The 16593-nt window shown below is 59.5% G+C and carries 18 protein-coding genes; 3 read left to right on the top strand and 15 right to left on the bottom strand.

Annotated elements, in window-relative coordinates:
* The first annotated feature begins 11 nt into the window (after positions 1–11).
* Entirely contained in the window at positions 12–1163 is a 1152-nt protein-coding gene (locus GQ39_RS16480; protein WP_047531682.1) for a patatin-like phospholipase family protein, read from the top strand.
* 98 nt (positions 1164–1261) lie between these two features.
* On the opposite strand, the gene GQ39_RS16475 is transcribed toward GQ39_RS16480, so the two are convergent.
* From GQ39_RS16475 to puuE, 8 genes are all read right to left on the bottom strand, one after another.
* On the bottom strand, positions 1262–2047 hold the full coding sequence (locus GQ39_RS16475; protein ID WP_047531679.1) for an outer membrane protein OmpK: 786 nt from the start codon (positions 2045–2047) through the stop codon (positions 1262–1264).
* Between the two features lie 376 nt (positions 2048–2423).
* On the bottom strand, positions 2424–3209 hold the full coding sequence (locus tag GQ39_RS16470; protein ID WP_047531676.1) for an outer membrane protein OmpK: 786 nt from the start codon (positions 3207–3209) through the stop codon (positions 2424–2426).
* A gap of 162 nt (positions 3210–3371) precedes the next feature.
* Positions 3372–4724 (bottom strand): nucleobase:cation symporter-2 family protein, encoded by a 1353-nt coding sequence (locus tag GQ39_RS16465; protein WP_047531674.1) that lies wholly within the window; start codon positions 4722–4724, stop codon positions 3372–3374.
* 168 nt (positions 4725–4892) lie between these two features.
* Positions 4893–6194, bottom strand: a complete 1302-nt coding sequence (locus GQ39_RS16460) for a urate hydroxylase PuuD (RefSeq protein ID WP_047531672.1) — start codon at positions 6192–6194, stop codon at positions 4893–4895.
* A gap of 50 nt (positions 6195–6244) precedes the next feature.
* A complete protein-coding gene (locus GQ39_RS16455) occupies positions 6245–6748 on the bottom strand; it encodes an ureidoglycolate lyase (protein WP_007988150.1) in 504 nt (167 codons plus the stop codon).
* A gap of 117 nt (positions 6749–6865) precedes the next feature.
* Positions 6866–7861, bottom strand: a complete 996-nt coding sequence (gene alc, locus GQ39_RS16450) for an allantoicase (protein WP_047531665.1) — start codon at positions 7859–7861, stop codon at positions 6866–6868.
* Between the two features lie 90 nt (positions 7862–7951).
* Positions 7952–8467 carry a 2-oxo-4-hydroxy-4-carboxy-5-ureidoimidazoline decarboxylase gene (gene uraD / locus GQ39_RS16445; RefSeq protein ID WP_047531662.1) on the bottom strand — a complete coding sequence of 172 codons (516 nt, stop codon included), beginning with the start codon at positions 8465–8467 and terminating at the stop codon, positions 7952–7954.
* Positions 8464–9390 carry an allantoinase PuuE gene (puuE, locus tag GQ39_RS16440; RefSeq protein ID WP_047531659.1) on the bottom strand — a complete coding sequence of 309 codons (927 nt, stop codon included), beginning with the start codon at positions 9388–9390 and terminating at the stop codon, positions 8464–8466. Before puuE ends, uraD begins: the two co-directional genes overlap by 4 nt.
* Positions 9391–9824: 434 nt before the next feature.
* On the opposite strand from puuE, the gene uraH reads away from it, so the two are divergent.
* The gene (gene uraH / locus GQ39_RS16435; protein ID WP_047531657.1) at positions 9825–10178 is read left to right on the top strand and encodes a hydroxyisourate hydrolase; all 354 of its coding nucleotides are present in this window, start codon (positions 9825–9827) and stop codon (positions 10176–10178) included.
* Positions 10179–10364: 186 nt separating this feature from the next.
* Here the strand turns inward: uraH and GQ39_RS16430 are convergent, their stop codons facing one another.
* The 3 genes from GQ39_RS16430 to GQ39_RS16420 form a co-directional block, all read right to left on the bottom strand.
* Positions 10365–10991, bottom strand: a complete 627-nt coding sequence (locus tag GQ39_RS16430; RefSeq protein WP_047531655.1) for a LysE family translocator — start codon at positions 10989–10991, stop codon at positions 10365–10367.
* 72 nt (positions 10992–11063) lie between these two features.
* Complete coding sequence (locus GQ39_RS16425) at positions 11064–12413, bottom strand: NCS2 family permease (protein ID WP_047531652.1); 1350 nt, start codon at positions 12411–12413, stop codon at positions 11064–11066.
* Between the two features lie 297 nt (positions 12414–12710).
* Positions 12711–13157 (bottom strand): MarR family winged helix-turn-helix transcriptional regulator, encoded by a 447-nt coding sequence (locus tag GQ39_RS16420; RefSeq protein ID WP_047531648.1) that lies wholly within the window; start codon positions 13155–13157, stop codon positions 12711–12713.
* A gap of 82 nt (positions 13158–13239) precedes the next feature.
* Between GQ39_RS16420 and GQ39_RS16415 the strand changes: the two genes are divergently transcribed.
* Entirely contained in the window at positions 13240–14406 is a 1167-nt protein-coding gene (locus GQ39_RS16415; RefSeq protein WP_047531645.1) for an aminotransferase-like domain-containing protein, read from the top strand.
* An 84-nt stretch (positions 14407–14490) separates the two neighbouring features.
* On the opposite strand, the gene GQ39_RS16410 is transcribed toward GQ39_RS16415, so the two are convergent.
* The 4 genes from GQ39_RS16410 to GQ39_RS16395 form a co-directional block, all read right to left on the bottom strand.
* Positions 14491–14862, bottom strand: a complete 372-nt coding sequence (locus GQ39_RS16410) for a glutathione S-transferase N-terminal domain-containing protein (RefSeq protein ID WP_047531644.1) — start codon at positions 14860–14862, stop codon at positions 14491–14493.
* A gap of 103 nt (positions 14863–14965) precedes the next feature.
* On the bottom strand, positions 14966–15511 hold the full coding sequence (folE, locus tag GQ39_RS16405; RefSeq protein ID WP_024076633.1) for a GTP cyclohydrolase I FolE: 546 nt from the start codon (positions 15509–15511) through the stop codon (positions 14966–14968).
* Positions 15512–15588: 77 nt separating this feature from the next.
* Positions 15589–16146: a Smr/MutS family protein gene (locus GQ39_RS16400; protein ID WP_047531639.1), complete on the bottom strand. Its 558-nt coding sequence runs from the start codon at positions 16144–16146 to the stop codon at positions 15589–15591.
* Between the two features lie 87 nt (positions 16147–16233).
* A complete protein-coding gene (locus GQ39_RS16395) occupies positions 16234–16554 on the bottom strand; it encodes a hypothetical protein (RefSeq protein WP_047531638.1) in 321 nt (106 codons plus the stop codon).
* Positions 16555–16593: the final 39 nt, after the last annotated feature.

The raw sequence follows: 16593 nt of genomic DNA, 5'->3' as shown, positions 1-16593 counted from the left end.
GAGCGTTGTGCATGAGTCCAAGGGAACCGGTTACAGGGTTGATTCTTTCCGGCGGTGGGGCGCGGGCGGCCTATCAGGTCGGCGTCCTGGCGGCGATTGCCGAGTTGTTGCCGTTGGGCGCGGACAATCCGTTTCCGGTGATCGTCGGCACTTCCGCCGGGGCGATCAACGCGGTCAGCCTGGCCAGCGGCGCGACGGATTTTCGCGCGGCCATCGAACGCCTGACGGCGTTCTGGCAAGGCTTTCGCAGCCATCTGGTGCTGCGCAGTGACTGGCCGGGGGTGATCCACCAGGCCAGCCGCTTCGTCAGTCACAGCTTGCTGGGGCTTGGCGCCCGGGTCCCGGTGGCCCTGGTTAATAGCTCGCCTTTGCGCAGGCTGCTCCACGACAGATTGCAGATGGACGGCATTGCCGAAGCCATCGCGCAAAAGCAGTTGCACGCGGTGGCCGTCACCGCCTTCGGATATGAGTCAGGCCAGGCTGTGACCTTCTATCAAGGGGGCGGCACCATCGACTCCTGGCTGCGCCATCGGCGGATCGGCATTCCCACCCAGTTGTCCGTTGATCATTTGTTGGCCAGCTCGGCCATTCCTCTTCTGTTCGCCCCGGTGAAAATCGGCGAGGAGTATTTCGGCGATGGTGCGGTGCGCCAATCGGCCCCCATCAGTCCGGCGCTGCACCTGGGCGCCAGTCGAGTACTGGTGGTGGGCGTCAGCGGCAACCCGCGCGGGGTCGACCCCGAGCAGCCACTGCAACGTGCCTATACCGGTCAACAGCCAACCCTGGCGCAGATCGGCGGGCACATGCTCAACAGTACGTTCATTGACAGTCTGGAAAGCGACATCGAACTGCTGCAGCGATTGAATCAGTTCAGTCATTTGTTGCCAGACGGTACGCCAACCCGTGCGCTGGGCGTGGCGCCGGTGGAGGTGCTGGTGATTTCTCCGAGCCAGCCCATCGACGAGATTGCCGCGCGCCATCGCCAGGAATTGCCTGCGGCGTTGCGCCTGTTCCTGCGCGGGCCGGGTGCGACAAAGACCAGTGGGGCGGGGGTCCTGAGTTATCTGCTGTTCGAGGCGGGGTATTGCAGCGAGCTGATTGATTTGGGGCGGCGGGACGCGTTGGCCAAGAAGGAAGAGCTGCGCCGGTTTCTCGGGTTGTAGGGGCGAGCCTGCTCGCGATGGACGTTAACGATGACGCTGGGAGCCTGACACCCCGTGGCGCTCTCTGATCCATCGCGAGCAGGCTCGCTTCTAAAGGATCAGAAGTGGAACTTCACCAGGAAGCTGGTCACGCTCTGGTCGGTCTTGAAGTACTGGCTGTCTTCAATGCCGTACTTGTCTTTCCAATAATCGTACTCAACACCTACATACAACTGCTTCGCGCCGAAATTCAGCGCTTTGCCCAGGTCGTATTTGATCTGCGGATTGAAGTGCAGGTTGGCGTGGTAGGTGCCTTTGGCGTTCTTGTCGTTATCGACCACCCAGTCCATGTAGCCGTCGATCAGTACGTCCGAGTCGCCCACCGCAATGGTGTAGGACCAGACGGGCGTGATCTGCCAGACGTTGTCGCCCGCACGGCTGCCTTCGGTGTGGCGGTTGTAGAAGTTCAACTGGAAGTAGTCGAAGCCGGGGATGGCCAGGTCGAAACCGGGACCGATCAGGTAGGACTCGGTATCGTTTTCACCGAACTCGTAAGTCATGGCGAGCAACACGTCTTTGATCGGACCCAACTCGAGTTTCTGATCGAAGATTTTGCCGAACGACAGCCGCGGGCTGATTTCACCGTAGTAGGTGTTCGAGCCGGCGTAACTGTCTTCCTTGCCGTTGTAGAAAATCTTGTCGACGAACATGAAGTTGTCGCCGTATTTCCAGCCATCGGCGTGTTCGAAGGTCACTGTCTGCTGAATGCGCGGGTTGACCTGGAAGTCCTTGCCATACAGATAGGTCAGGCTGTTGTTCTGCCATTGCAGCAAATCGCCGGCCATGGCCTGGCCCCCTGCCAGCATCGATCCGGCCAGCATCAGGCTAGTGCACGTACGTTTCATTCGGTTGCTCCCAAAAATGTCAGTGGTTCCACGTTATTTTTTTAAGGTCGACGCTCTGGTGTGGCGCCTTTTTCTGTAGCGATAAAAATCATCCAATCGGTCAGCTTTAGTGCTGTTAGCAAAAGCTGCGCCAAGGCATTCGAAAAGCAAAAAAACTCCCGCTCGGCTGCTCAAGAACAGTCGATTGAGAGGGGATTGGGGATGCCTTGGTACCGTCCAGCGCCGGGATAAGTTGGCTTTCTGGTCAGGAATTAAATCCGGGCTTTTTTTTAAAGCGGATTCAGGCGGCCGCGGAGAATACTGACTCCTCGGCCAGGTCTCAAGTGCCCCGCAACAGCGCACCGACGGCAGGTCTGGGGCACGATTGCGGGCCATCTTAGAAATGCACCTTCACCAGCAGGCTGGTGGTGTTTTCATGGGTGTCGAGTCTGGCGCTGTTCTCGATGCCGTATTTGTCTTTCCAATAACTGTACTCGGCGCCGACATACACCTGTTTTTCGCGCCAACCCAAGGCTTTGCCCAGGTCGTATTTGATCTGCGGGTTGAAGTGCAGGTTGGCGTGGTAGGTGCCATGTGAGTTCTGGTCGTTGTCCACGACCCAGTCGATGTAGCCGTCGATCAACAGGCTCGAATTGCCCAATGGAAGGGTATAGGACCAGCCTGGTGTGATTTGCCAGACCCCATCGCCGGGCCGTGAACCTTCGGTGTGGCGGCGGTAGAAGTTCAGGGTCACATAGTTGAAGCCGGGCACCTTGAGATCGAAACCGGGGCCGATCAAATAAGCTTCGGTGTCGTCTTCGCCATTCTCGTAGGTCATGGCGAGCAATACGTCCTTGATCGGGCCGAGTTCGAAGTGGCGGTCGAGGATTTTGCCGAACGAGAGGCGCGGGCTGAACTCGCCGTAGTAGGCGTGAACGCCCTTGTTTCGGTCTTTTTCGCCGTTGTAGTAGGTGCTGTCGATGAACAGGAAGTTGTCGCCGTACTTCCAGCGATCGGCGTGCTCGAAGGTCACTGTCTGCTGAATCGGCGGGTTGACCGCGAAATCCTTGCCATACAGATAGCTCAGGCTGTTGGTTTGCCACAGCAGTAAATCGCCGGCCATGGCCTGGCTGGCGGCCAGAAGGCCACCGCCCAACATCATGGTTTTCTGGGTACGAATCATCTGTTGCTCCCTCTTGTTTTTATTTTTCAGGCGCAGGCAACCGCGCCCTTGCAGGAGCGAGCCTGCTCGCGAAAACCTCAAGGACAACGCGTTCATCCTGGATGCACGCGTTATCGTTGACGACCATCGCGAGCAGGCTCGCTCCTACAGGGGGGGTACCTGTCAGTGGGCGTGGCAGTCGTTGATGGCTGCGCGTTCGGCGCCGCCGAGGATGTTGAACAGCAGGTTCAAGGTCAGCGCGCTGAGCGTGGCCATGGCGATACCGCTGTGGGTGATCGGGCTCATCCACACCGGCAGGTGGGCAAAGAACTCAGGACGCACCACCGGGATCAGGCCCATGCCGATGCTGACCGCTACCAGCAGCTGGTTGCGACGGTCAGCGATATCGGCTTCCTGGAGGATTTTGATCCCGGTCGCGGCAACCATGCCGAACATCGCAATGGCGGCACCGCCGAGCACCGCTGGCGGAATCGAGGCCACCAGGAACGCGGCTTTGGGCAACAGGCTGAGGACGATCAGCAAGCCGCCGGCAACGATGGTCACCGATCGGCAACGCACGCCGGTCATCTGCACCAGGCCGATGTTCTGGGCGAAGGAGGAGTGAGTGAAGGTGTTGAAGAAACCGGCGAAGAACGAAGCGCCGGCATCGCACAACAAGCCGCGACGCAGCATGCGTGGGCAGACTTCCTGGCCGGTGATCTTGCCCAGGGCCAGGAACATCCCGGTGGACTCGACGAAGATGATCACCACCACCAGGCACATCGACAGGATCGGCGCGAGTTCGAATTTCGGCATGCCGAAATGCAGCGGGGTCACGAACTGCAGCCACGGGGCCTGAGCCATGCCACTGAGGTCGACCATGCCGAGCAGGCCGCAGAGTATGTAGCCCAGGCACATGCCGATCAGCACGGAAATGTTGACCCAGAAGCCGCGCATGAAGCGATGTACCAGCAAAATGGTGCCCAGCACCAGCGCGGCGATGGTCAGGTAAATCGGCGAGCCGAACTGGCTGGCCGCAGCACCGCCTCCGGCCCAGTTCACGGCCACGGGGAACAGCGACAAGCCGATCGAGGTGATGACCGTGCCGGTCACCAGCGGCGGAAAGAAGCGTACGACCTTGGACATGAACGGGGCGATGATCATGCCGAAGAACCCGGCGGCGATGGTCGCACCGAAGATCCCTTGCAAGCCGATACCGGGCATGCCGGCCATGGCGACCATGCTGCCGACGGCGGCGAAACTGGCGCCCATCATCACGGGCATGCGAATGCCCACGGGACCGATGCCGAGCGACTGAACGATGGTGGCAATGCCTGCCACCAGCAGGTCGGCGTTAATCAGAAAGGCGATTTCTTCACGATTCAGGCCAGCGGCCTGTCCGATGATCAACGGCACCGCGATGGCGCCACCGTACATCAGCAGAACATGTTGCAGACCGACCAGGATCAGTTGCAAAAGGGGCAAACGCTGAATGGCGGGTGCGTCGGGGATGCGCGCTTTGGAGAGCTCGGACATGCAACACCTCGGATCTTTTTTATTCTTGTGATTTACAGCTGCCGGGTTGCTCACAGCTGTTTCTTTGCATCAGGTAAACCGCGTTGCGGCCAATCGCTGGCAAGCCAGCTCCCACACAGGCACTGCAAAACCCTGTGGGAGCTGGCTTGCCAGCGATGCTTTTAACGATTAGTTGGTCTGGGCGCCCTGAACGATCCAGGCGCCGATCAGGTCGCGTTCCTGCTGGGTCATCTTGGTGATGTTGCCCAGGGGCATGATCTGGCTGGCGACGGCCTGAGCCTGGATACGCGCAGCGTTCTGGCGGATCTGCTCGGGGGTGTCGAACATCACACCGGCCGGGGCCGCGCTGAACAGCGGGCTGGTCGGTTTGGCCGAGTGGCAAACCGCGCAACGTTCCTGAATCACGCTGTGCACCTTGTTGAAGCCAGGACCGGCATTCGACGCTTGCGCCGGTGCGGGGGCCGGTGCTTCTGCAGGTTTGGCTTCGGCGGGTTTCAAACCACCACCCAATGCTGTTTCCGGCAGCGGCTGGTATTCGATCTTCGCAGGCGCCTTGGCCACGTCCGGGCTGGTCATCGGCGCAGGGCCGGTGACGTAGGCCAGGCTGATCATGCCGACCGCTGCCACCGGCAAGGTCCAGGCAAACTTGTGGCTGTCGTGACGGGTGTTGAAGTAATGACGCACCAACACCGCCAGCACCGCGATCCCGGCCAGGATCAGCCAGTTGTATTGGCTGCCGTAGGTGCTCGGGAAGTGGTTGCTGATCATGATGAACAGCACCGGCAAGGTGAAGTAGTTGTTGTGACGCGAACGCAGCAAGCCTTTGGCTGGCAGCGCTGGATCGGGCGTGCGGTTCTCGGCAATCGCCGCCACCAGTGCCCGCTGCGCCGGCATGATGATGCGGAACACGTTACCGACCATGATGGTGCCGATGATCGCGCCGACGTGAAGGTACGCACCGCGACCGCTGAACACCTTGCTGAAGCCGTAAGCGGCGCCAATGATCAGCACGAACAGGATGAAGCCGAGCAGGGCAGGGCGTTTGCCCAGGGCCGAGTCGCACAGGAAGGAGTAGACGAACCAGCCGATGAACAGCGAGCCGATGCCGATGGCCACGCCTTCAGGGCCGCTCAGGGTGCTGCCGGGGGCCAGCAGGTAGAGCGTCGGGTTGGAGTAGAACACCACGCACAACAGCGCGATCCCCGACATCCAGGTGAAGTAGGCTTCCCATTTGAACCAGTGCAGGTTGTCCGGCATGGTCGGTGGGGCCAGTTTGTATTTTTCCAGGTGGTAGATACCGCCGCCATGGATCGCCCACAAATCACCGGCCAGACCACTTTTCGGGTTGACCCGATTGAGGTTGTTTTCCAGCCAGACGAAGTAGAACGATGCGCCGATCCAGGCCACACCAGTAATCATATGAACCCAGCGCACGCTCAGGTTCAGCCATTCCAACAGATGTGCTTCCACAGTCTTTACCTCTCGCCTGTCACTCTGTTGTCGAGTGATCAGACCTTCTCTTATTGGTGGGGGGCGAGGATCAAACGCTCATCCTCTTTGAAAAAATGCTCATCGCAGTTATTGCCTGTGCCACTGCGATCAACCACCAGGAAGTCATCCCGCTTTTCGATCGTCAGCACCGGGTGGTGCCAGACGCCGCGATGGTAATTAATGCCCTGCCTGCCGTTGGTGACGAAGGCGCGGACCAAGCCTGATACAGGTTCATCGCCAAGTGGCGCGACCACGATCAGAAAGGGGTTGCCGAGCAGCGGAATGAAAGCCTGGCTGCCCAGCGGATGACGCTCCAGCATGCTGACGGTCAGCGGCATGTCCTGCGCGTCGGCGCGGAAGATGCTGATGATCGCCTTGTCCTCTGGCGTGGCGGTTTCCACCGTCGCCAGTTTATGGAAGCGCATGGTCGAACCGTTGTTGATCATGAAGTGATCGCTGCCGTCGGTCTCGATGACGTCACCGAAAGGGGCGAAGGCTTCTTTGGTCAGCGGTTCAATCGTCAGTGTGCGCATGCTGTTCTTATCCGAATTCTGTGTTGTTGGTTCTGTCGTCATCGCTGGCAAGCCAGCTCCCCTATTTGGAATGCATTTCCCTGTGGGAGCCAGCCTGCTGGCGATTGGGTTCAACGCTTATTTAGCGACCTTGCCCAAGACACGCAGGCGGCTCACACCACCGTCCGGGAACACGTTCAGGCGGATGTGGGTGATCGGGCCCAGTGCCTTGATCTGCTCGGCGAAGGTATGTTCGGCGTGCATTTCCAGCTTCTGGCTTGGCAGCAGTTCGCGCCAGAACAGCGATTGGGTTTCGATCTGGCTGTCGGTACCGCCCTTGACGAAGGCGCCCTGGATCGAGCAACTGTCCGGGTAGTTGCCCTTGAAGTGCAGGGTATCGACGATGATTTTCTCGATTTCGCCCGGGTGGCCCAGTGCGACGATCACCCAGTCATTGCCCGGTGTACGGCGACGCGCGGTTTCCCAGCCGTCGCCCATGTTGATGCCACGGCCCGGGTTGAGGATGTTGCTCATGCGACCGAAGTGTTCGTCGGAGCAGGCGAGGGCGCGTCCACCGTTGAGGGCTGCAGCCAGGTCGACTTGCTCGTTGTCACCCACAGCGGACCAGTCACGGAACGGAATACCGTACACGCGCAGACGGGCTACACCGCCGTCCGGGTAGATGTTGAAACGCAGGTGGCTGAAGGCCTGGTCGTTGTTGATTTCGTGGTAGTGGTGGCTGTTGCCTTGCAGTTCGACGGCGGACAGCACTTCAGTCCACTGGGTGTTTTCGTCTGGCTCGCCTTCGGCCAGGAAGCAGGCTTCCAGGGAGGCCGACGGCGGGAAGTTGCCGGTGAAGAATGAAGTGTCGATGTCGACGCCTTTGATCGAGCCCGGCACGCCCAAGCGGATCACTGCGCTGTCATAGCCTTCGAAGCGCTTGCGGCGCGATTCCCAGCCGTCCATCCACTTGCCGTTGTCATCGAACACGCCCTCCTTCCAGACGGCCGGGGTCGGTTGGAACAGACGATTGGCGTCTGCGAACCAGTCATCGGTGACCGAGATGATTTTGGTGCCCAGGCGGGCGTCGGCCAGGTTGACGAACTTCTCGAAAGGTACGGCGTAAGCTTTCATTCTTCTTGTCTGCCTTTAATAAGTTGGCTTGGGATGCTCTCGGGGCCCTGGGAAACGCAAGCGTTCATGAGGTTTCTCGGGCCAGGATCGCTATAGGGTCAGTAATCGGAACAGGGCGATCTTGTTGATCTCCGCCAGCGCGCACTTGAATTCGGTGTCGACCGAGTTGTGAATGCGCGTTTCGAACGCCGCGAGGATCTGATGCCGGTTGCTGCCTTTTACCGCCATGATGAAGGGAAACTTGAACTTGGCTTTGTAGGCGTCGTTCAGCTCGGTGAAGCGCTGGAACTCTTCGGCCGTGCATTGGTGAATACCGGCGCCAGCCTGTTCATGGGTGCTGGCTTCGGTCAATTGGCCCTGGACGGCGGCTTTGCCGGCCAGGTCCGGGTGAGCGTTGATCAGGGCCAGCTGGCTTTGCTGATCAGCACTCAACAGGATGTCGCTCATGCGCTGGTGCAGGGTTTCGATCTCGTCGATCGAAGCGTCCTGGCCCAGCTCGAAGGCCTTTTCGGCCACCCATGGCGAATGTTCGTAGATATCGGCGAACACGCTGACGAACGCGTCGCGGCTCAGGGTCGATGGCTTGATGGATTGAAAGGTGCTCATTTGGCAGCCCCTTGGTACGGATGGGTTGCTTGCCAGTGGCGTGCGATGTCAACGCGACGGCTGAACCACACCTGTTCATGACTTTTAGCGTATTCGATAAAGCGCTTGAGCGAGGCCAGACGCGCCGGACGGCCAATCAGGCGGCAGTGCAGGCCGATTGAGAGCATTTTCGGTGCATCGGCGCCTTCGGCGTACAGCACGTCGAACGCATCTTTCAGGTATTCGAAGAAATCGTCGCCCTTATTGAAACCCTGCACCTGGGTGAAGCGCATGTCGTTGGTGTCCAGGGTGTACGGGATCACCAGGTGCGGCTTGTCGGTCGGGTTGTTCGGTTCCCAGTAGGGCAGGTCGTCGTCGTAGGTGTCGCAGTCGTAGAGGAAACCGCCTTCTTCCATCACCAGGCGACGGGTGTTCGGGCCGGTGCGGCCGGTGTACCAGCCCAGCGGGCGTTCGCCGGTGATTTCGGTGAGGATGCGGATCGCTTCGAGCATGTGCTCGCGTTCCTGGGCTTCATCCATGTACTGGTAGTCGATCCAGCGGTAGCCGTGGCTGCAGATCTCGTGGCCGGCATCGACCATGGCGCGGATCACGTCCGGGTGGCGCTGGGCGGCCATGGCCACGGCGAAGATGGTCAGCGGAATGTCGAATTCCTTGAACAGTTTCAGAATCCGCCAGACGCCGGCACGGCTGCCATACTCGTACAGCGACTCCATGCTCATGTTGCGCGCGCCTTGCAGCGGCTGCGCCGAGACCATTTCAGACAGGAAGGCTTCGGATTCTTTGTCGCCGTGCAGGATGTTGCGCTCGCCGCCTTCTTCGTAATTGAGCACGAAGGACAAGGCGATGCGGGCATTGCCCGGCCAGTGTGGATGAGGAGGGTTACTGCCGTAACCGATCAGGTCGCGTGGGTAGTCAGCGCTCACTGCAGTCTTCCTTCTTATTCGTGGCTGTCAGGGTGGTGTGGCGTGCCTGAAGTGGAAAGACAGGCTGGCGTCACAGCGATGGGCTGATTGTATACAACTTTATATTCACTTTGTAAGCCTGATTTTTTGCATTTTTCATTAACGGTCATCTTTCCGCGCGCTTGATCCCATCGTGCAAGAAACTTGCCTGATTGGTCAGCTAATGGTTGGAGAGATCAACCAGCCTGCGGTTTGCCAGTTAACCGCCGGGAAATCCATGGAGGGCGGTGTTCGTCGTAAAAATGTCGTTTTTATTGTGTACAATTTTTTTGAAAAGTGTCTTAATCAATCGCTCGCCGCAGCTTTTCGTGCTCCGAAACGGTGCGGTCTCCTTTTCAACTGACTTCGGGAGGCGCGAGGTCTGACTGCTCCACGCAGCCAGGCGCGCAGAATCAATGGGACGTTTGACTACACATGTTTTGGACGCTGCACATGGCTGCCCGGGCAGCTCGATCAAGGTCGAGTTGTACCGCGTTGAAGGTTCGCAGCTGGAATGGGTCGCCAGCGCGATAACCAACAGCGATGGCCGTGTCGATGCACCGTTGTTGCAAGGTGATGACTACCGCACCGGGGTCTATCAGATTCAGTTCCATGCGGGCGATTACTACCGCGCCCGTGGCGTTCAACTGCCGGAACCGGCGTTCCTGGATGTGGTGGTGCTGCGTTTTGGCATTTCTGCGGAGCAGGACCACTATCACGTGCCCTTGCTCATTTCGCCCTACAGCTACTCCACGTATCGCGGCAGCTGATCCCCCAAGCAGCTGCCTCAACCTGGAAGCGACTGCGCATATAGCTTCTTTGGTCTTTCGCCCGCTCACACTGCGGGCTTTTTTTCGCCTGGAGAAAAGTGGTGCCTGTGCTGGCGCTTTCGCCGGCAAGCCAGCTCCTACAAGGAATTCGCACGACCTGTGGGAGCTGGCTTGCCAGCGAAGCTCCTAACGGCTGAGCAGGGACGCTGCCCCCGCCCCACTGAACAACCCGGCACTGATCCGGTTAAACCAGCTCTGTCCCTTGCCACTGCGCAGATACCGCGCCGCACCATGGGCACCCAGCCCGTAAGCTAACTTGCACAGCAGGTCCAGCACGGTCCAGGTGGCAATCATCACCAGCAACTGTGGGAGGAACGGCTGCTCGGCGCTCAAGAACTGCGGCAGGAAAGCGGCGAAGAACAGAATGTCTTTCGGGTTGCTTGCGCCCAGCATGAAGGCACGCCCGAACAGGGCACGAAAGCGTGGCACCGGGGCCGCTTGGGGCACTTCGGCACCATGGGACGGTTGACGCGATTGCTGCCAACTCTGCCAGGCGAGGTAGAACAGGTACAGCGCTCCGACGATCTTCAGCGCGCTGAACAATTGCTCCGACGCCAGCAGCAGCGCGCCCAGACCCAGGGCCGAAGCGCTCAGCAGGCCAATCGAGGCCATCACGCCTCCGAGAAAGGCCGGGTAGGAACGCACCAGGCCGTAATTCAAACTGTTGCTGATCATCAGCAAAGACAGTGGCCCCGGTATCAGGATCACCACCAGCGCAGCGCCGCTGAACAGCAGCCAGGTTTCCAGACTCATCACTTTCCTCCATTTGCACAAAAGCCTCACCCGACGGGGTGAGGCTGGTTTGAAGCGCGTACCGCGTAAGGTCTACAAGAAGATGAACTTGGCGATGAAGATCGCGCAGAGCACCCACAGACTCGCGGAAATTTCCTTGTACTTGCCAGTGCCGGCCTTCAGGACCACGTAGGTGATGAAGCCCAGCGCGATACCGTCAGCGACCGAAAAGGTCAGGGGCATCATGATGGCGGTGACGATCGCCGGAATGCTGTCGGTCGCTTCGTCCCACTCAATGTGCTTCATGCCACCCATCATCAGCATGGCCACGTAAATCAGTGCACCTGCGGTGGCGTAGGCGGGAATCATGCCGGCCAGCGGGGCGAAGAACATGGCTGCAATAAATAGCACACCTACGGTCACTGCGGTAAGACCAGTCCGACCACCAGCTGCTACACCCGCGGCACTTTCCACGTAGCTGGTGACAGGGGGAACACCCACGATCGCGCCGAATACGCTGGAGGCACTGTCGGCTTTCATGGCGCGGGAGAGGTTTTCGATGCGGCCATCGGCGTTGACCAGGTTGGCCCGCTGCGCCACGCCCATCAAGGTGCCGGCGGTGTCGAACATGTGCACGAAGAGGAAGGCCAGCACCACGCTGATCATGCTGACGTTGAACACACCCGCGAGGTTCATCGCCATCCAGGTCGGGGCCAGGCTCGGCGGTGCCGACATGATCCCTTCGTAATGCACCAGGCCCAGGCCCCAACCGGCCAGGGTCACGGTGATGATGCTGATGAGGATCGCGCCGAACACTTTGTGGTAGCTGAGCACGGCGATCATCAGAAAGCAGATGGCGGCCAGCAGTGGGCCGGGCTCGCGCAGGGAACCCAGTTTGATCAGGGTGGCGGGGCTGTCGACGATGATGCCGGCGGTTTTCAAACCGATCAGTCCCAGGAACAGGCCCACACCCGCACCCATGGCGAAGCGCAGGCTCACCGGAATGCTGTTGAGCAGCCATTCGCGCACGCGCGAGAAGGTCAGGATCATGAACAGCACACCGGACACGAACACCGCACCGAGGGCGGTTTCCCAGTTGTAGCCCATGGTGCCGACCACGGTGTAGGTGAAGAAGGCGTTCAGGCCCATGCCCGGCGCCAGGCCGACGGGCCAGTTGGCGTACAGGCCCATCAGCAGGCAACCGAGTGCGGCGGCGATGCAGGTGGCGACGAACGCCGCGCCGTGATCGATCCCGGCGTCGGCCATGATGTTGGGGTTGACGAAGATGATGTAAGCCATCGTGATGAAGGTAGTCAGACCGGCAATCAACTCGGTCTTCACCGTGGTGCCATGCAAGCTGAGTTTAAAGATGCGCTCCAGCCAGCCATTGCGTAAAGGCGGCGAGAGATCCAGCGTCGATGCTTCGGATTTGCGGCTTTCCACAGCGAATACTCCTCAAGAGTTTTATTGTTATTTCCAGGGCCGGACCCGAGAGGGTGGCAGCGGCCCTTTGAGGCACTTGCGAATTTGTTGACTGCATGGTCAGGAACTCGCACGAGGTGGATTATGCTTTTGTGTACAAATAAAGCAAATATTGTTTTTTGTTTTGTGGACGAAAATTTTGGCAATAGGGATATATCGCCTTCGCGGGGCTCATCGCCAGTACGCTGGCTCCCACAGGTTTTGTGCTCACCACAAATCACGGTGGGAGCCAGCCTGCTAGCGATAAGGGCAGAACAGTCAATCAATAACAGCCTGACTTTTCCCAAGAGCCAGATTCACCGCCAACCACCCATTCACCGCCGCTTCCCCGGCGTCGGCAAATACCCGTTCCAGCAATTTCACCTGCTCACGGCGCAGCGCCTGCTCAAACCGCGCACCCTCGGCGGTCAGTTCCAGCAGGCGTTTACGCTTGTCGGTCTCGGACGCGACGCTGTTGACCAGATGCATTTCCAGCAATTGGCGCAGCGGCATGTTCAGCGCCTGCTTGCTCACGCCCAGCAAGGCCAGCAACTGCGTCACACTCAAGTTCGGGTAACGGGCGATGAAAAACACAATGCGTTGGTGCACGCGGCTCAAGCCTCGACGCGCAAGCATTTCGTCGGCCTTGGCGGTGAAGGCCTGATAACCGAAGAAAAACGCTTCCATGGCTTGTTGCTGGGATATCGGGTTTTTAAGGTCAAGCATATTGACGTATCTGCTCAGGCTGACGTAATTTTGGTCAACAAGTTTGACTCATTTCCCTCTGGCCTCGCTACCGGTGATCCCCATGGCTTTTTCCGAACGTTTCTCGCGCCTTAAAAGTTCTCTGATCCGTGAAATCCTCGCTGCCGCCCAGCGCCCGCAAGTGATGTCGTTTGCCGGCGGGTTGCCGGCCGAAGCCATGTTGCCAAAGGTCGAATGGGATCAGATGCCGCTGAGCATTGGCCAATACGGCATGAGTGAAGGCGAACCGGCACTGCGCGAGATGCTGGCTGCCGAAGCCCGGGCGCTGGGGGTGCCGTGCCAGGCGAGCCAGGTGCTGGTGGTCAGTGGCTCGCAGCAGACCCTCGACCTGGCGGCCAAGCTCTACATCGACAAGGGCACCGAGATCCTGCTCGAAGCGCCGACCTATCTGGCAGCGCTGCAAATCTTCCAACTGTTCGGTGCCGAGTGCCTGACCGTGCCGCTGCAAGCCGATGGTCCGGACCTGGCGCAATTGCGCACCCGTCTGGAAAAACACCGTCCGGCATTCATCTACCTGATCCCGACGTTCCAGAATCCATCGGCTGTGCGCTATAGCGAAGCCAAGCGCGATGGCGTGGCGGCGTTGCTCGACGAGTTTGGCGTGACCCTGATCGAAGACGAGCCTTACCGCGAACTGACCTTCGACGGTGGCAGTGCGACGCCGATCGTCAGTCGCCTGAAAAAGGCCAGCTGGATCTACACCGGCACCGTGTCGAAAACCCTGCTGCCGGGGCTGCGCGTCGGTTATCTGATCGCCAGCCCGGACTTGTTTGCGCACTTGTTGAAGCTCAAGCAATCGGCGGATCTGCACACCAACCGCGTCGGCCAGTGGCAAGCCCAACAGTGGATAGGTAGCGAAAAATTCCAGCGGCACCTGAGTGAGTTGCGCGATTTCTACCGGGAGCGTCGGGACGCGTTTCAGGCGGCCCTGGAAACCCATTTTGCCGATCTGGCGGACTGGAATGTGCCCCAAGGCGGGCTGTTTTTCTGGCTCACCCTCAAGCAGCCATTGGACACCCGAACCTTGCTCCATACGGCGTTGGCCAACGATGTGGCGTTCATGCCGGGCGAGCCGTTCTTCCCGGATCCCGACAACAACCCCGGGCATCTTCGGTTGAATTTCAGCCACATCGACCCGGCGCGGCTGGATGAAGGGCTCAAGCGGTTGGCGGCGGTGGTGCGTCAGGCGCAGGCGGCGCAAGCCGCCTGAAAACCAATAAACCGGCGCAAGGGCCGGTTTATTTTTTGCCTGAAGATACGTAGGGACTGGGGTCGTCAGTCCCGCTGAAGTTTTTCAGGCCGCAGCGAAGCGCTTATCCAGATAATCAATGATCACCTTGGACTCATACATCCAGGTAGTCTGGCCGTTCTCTTCGATGCGCAGGCACGGCACCTTGATCTTGCCGCCTTGCTCCAGCAGGGTCTGGCGATCCTGTTCGTTATTCTTCGCATCGCGCAAAGCCACCGGCACATTCAGGCGGCGCAGGGTACGGCGGGTTTTCACACAGAACGGGCAGGCGTGGAATTGATACAGGGTCAGGTCCTTGGCGGCGCTGTTGACCTGGGCCTGAGCCTCGGCCGGGCGCTGCTTCTTGCCGGGGCGAGTGAGAAAGTCGATGAAGATGATCAGTTGGCCAAGGCCGACACGAAGCGCTTTTACGAACACGTTGAAAGCCTCACGGAGCGAAAAATGAAGGGCGCGCAGCTTACCTGATTTTCGCGGACGAAAAAAAACCGGCGATGAATGCCGGTTTTTTTCGTGCTGCGAATTACTTGATGAGGCTGAGGAATTCGCTGCGAGTCGCGGCGTTCTCGCGGAACTCACCGAGCATCACCGAGGTGATCATCGACGAATTTTGCTTTTCCACGCCGCGCATCATCATGCACATGTGCTTGGCCTCAATCACCACCGCAACGCCCAGGGCGCCGGTGACTTGCTGGACCGCGTCGGCGATCTGGCGGCTGAGGTTTTCCTGGATCTGCAGGCGGCGGGCGTACATATCGACGATCCGCGCGACTTTCGACAACCCCAAGACCTTGCCGCTCGGGATGTAGGCGACATGGGCCTTGCCGATGAACGGCAGCAGGTGGTGCTCGCACAACGAGTACAGCTCGATGTCCTTGACCAACACCATTTCGCTGTTGTCGGAGCTGAACAAGGCACCGTTGGTGACTTCTTCGAGCGTCTGTTCATAACCGCGGCAAAGGTACTGCATGGCTTTGGCGGCACGTTTCGGCGTGTCGAGCAGGCCTTCGCGGGAGACGTCCTCGCCCAGTTGGCCAAGGATCTCGGTGTAATTCTGTTCCAGGGACATGAAACTACCTGTGGGATTTTACGCAAAGGGCAAGGGTACGGTGGCGGACACGACGCTGCAAGCATGACGCATCAGCTTTACTCGTCTCGACCTTCCATCATGGTTCGTTTGAGCATCACATACACGGCACCGGCGCCGCCATGTCTGGGCTGGCACGAGGTGAAGCCAAGTACCTGCGTATGCTGGCGCAACCACGTATTGACGTGGCTTTTGATCATTGGCCGCTTACCGTCCAGGCGCACGGCCTTGCCGTGGGTGACGCGCACGCAGCGGATTTCGAATTTGGTCGCTTCGGCCAGAAAGGCCCAGAGGGTTTCCCGGGCCTTTTCCACGCTCATGCCGTGCAGGTCGAGGCTGCCTTCGAACGGAATCTGGCCGATCTTGAGCTTGCGCATCTGGCTTTCCTGCACACCATCGCGCGCCCACATCAACTCGTCTTCCGGGCCGACATCGATGACGAACTGATCGGAGAGTCCGTCGACGGTGGTGGCGTCGGTGCGCACGGTTGCGGCCTGACGCAGCTTGGCGATCTGCGCGCGGTCAGCCTTGGGTTTGCCGGTTTCGGCGCGATCGTGCTTGATCGGCTTGACGCCTTGGATCGCACTTTTGAACAGGGAAAAATCGTCGTCTTGCATGTCAGCCTCCGCGAAGGGCGGCCAGTTTACCCAACTCCAGGCGAATGGGCGCGCGACAAAACACGCGCGTTCGATGTGAGCGCGGGTTCAGTCGTGTTTTTTCATCAAATGCGGGGACATGGCCAGCTCTCGCGACTGGCGCGAGCGACGACGGCTACGACGCCAGAGCCAGACACCGAGGTACAGCACGAACAGGCCAATCACCAGAATCACCGCCGCACCGGCGCGGTTGGTGTTCACCTCGCCCAGGGCGGGCGCATGGCCGAGCAGGCTGGCGATACCGGCCATGGCGAGTAACACACCGGACATTGCCAGCAGCGCGGCAAACGCCGCGCCGATTCGAAAACGCCAGTTGCTTTGGCCTTTGGGCCGCAAGCGGCGAGCGTCAAAACCATCGGATAACTTCATTCCGACCTTCCTCAATGGGTATCGGCCCTTCGACCGGGA

The sequence above is a fragment of the Pseudomonas sp. 11/12A genome, assembly GCF_000800055.1.
In the GTDB taxonomy this organism is placed as follows: Bacteria; Pseudomonadota; Gammaproteobacteria; order Pseudomonadales; family Pseudomonadaceae; genus Aquipseudomonas; species Aquipseudomonas mohnii.
Note: the sequence above shows the minus strand (reverse complement) of the source record. Positions and strands in the feature narration are given on the sequence as shown.

Coding starts and splice junctions, on each gene's coding strand:
- GQ39_RS16465 (WP_047531674.1), bottom strand. CDS start 4,724: ATGTCCGAGCTCTCCAAAGCGCGCATCCCCGACGCACCCGCCATTCAG.
- GQ39_RS16430 (WP_047531655.1), bottom strand. CDS start 10,991: ATGAGTCTGGAAACCTGGCTGCTGTTCAGCGGCGCTGCGCTGGTGGTG.
- GQ39_RS16475 (WP_047531679.1), bottom strand. CDS start 2,047: ATGAAACGTACGTGCACTAGCCTGATGCTGGCCGGATCGATGCTGGCA.
- GQ39_RS16470 (WP_047531676.1), bottom strand. CDS start 3,209: ATGATTCGTACCCAGAAAACCATGATGTTGGGCGGTGGCCTTCTGGCC.
- GQ39_RS16400 (WP_047531639.1), bottom strand. CDS start 16,146: ATGCAAGACGACGATTTTTCCCTGTTCAAAAGTGCGATCCAAGGCGTC.
- alc (WP_047531665.1), bottom strand. CDS start 7,861: ATGAAAGCTTACGCCGTACCTTTCGAGAAGTTCGTCAACCTGGCCGAC.
- uraD (WP_047531662.1), bottom strand. CDS start 8,467: ATGAGCACCTTTCAATCCATCAAGCCATCGACCCTGAGCCGCGACGCG.
- GQ39_RS16395 (WP_047531638.1), bottom strand. CDS start 16,554: ATGAAGTTATCCGATGGTTTTGACGCTCGCCGCTTGCGGCCCAAAGGC.
- uraH (WP_047531657.1), top strand. CDS start 9,825: ATGGGACGTTTGACTACACATGTTTTGGACGCTGCACATGGCTGCCCG.
- folE (WP_024076633.1), bottom strand. CDS start 15,511: ATGTCCCTGGAACAGAATTACACCGAGATCCTTGGCCAACTGGGCGAG.
- GQ39_RS16415 (WP_047531645.1), top strand. CDS start 13,240: ATGGCTTTTTCCGAACGTTTCTCGCGCCTTAAAAGTTCTCTGATCCGT.
- GQ39_RS16420 (WP_047531648.1), bottom strand. CDS start 13,157: ATGCTTGACCTTAAAAACCCGATATCCCAGCAACAAGCCATGGAAGCG.
- GQ39_RS16455 (WP_007988150.1), bottom strand. CDS start 6,748: ATGCGCACACTGACGATTGAACCGCTGACCAAAGAAGCCTTCGCCCCT.
- GQ39_RS16480 (WP_047531682.1), top strand. CDS start 12: ATGAGTCCAAGGGAACCGGTTACAGGGTTGATTCTTTCCGGCGGTGGG.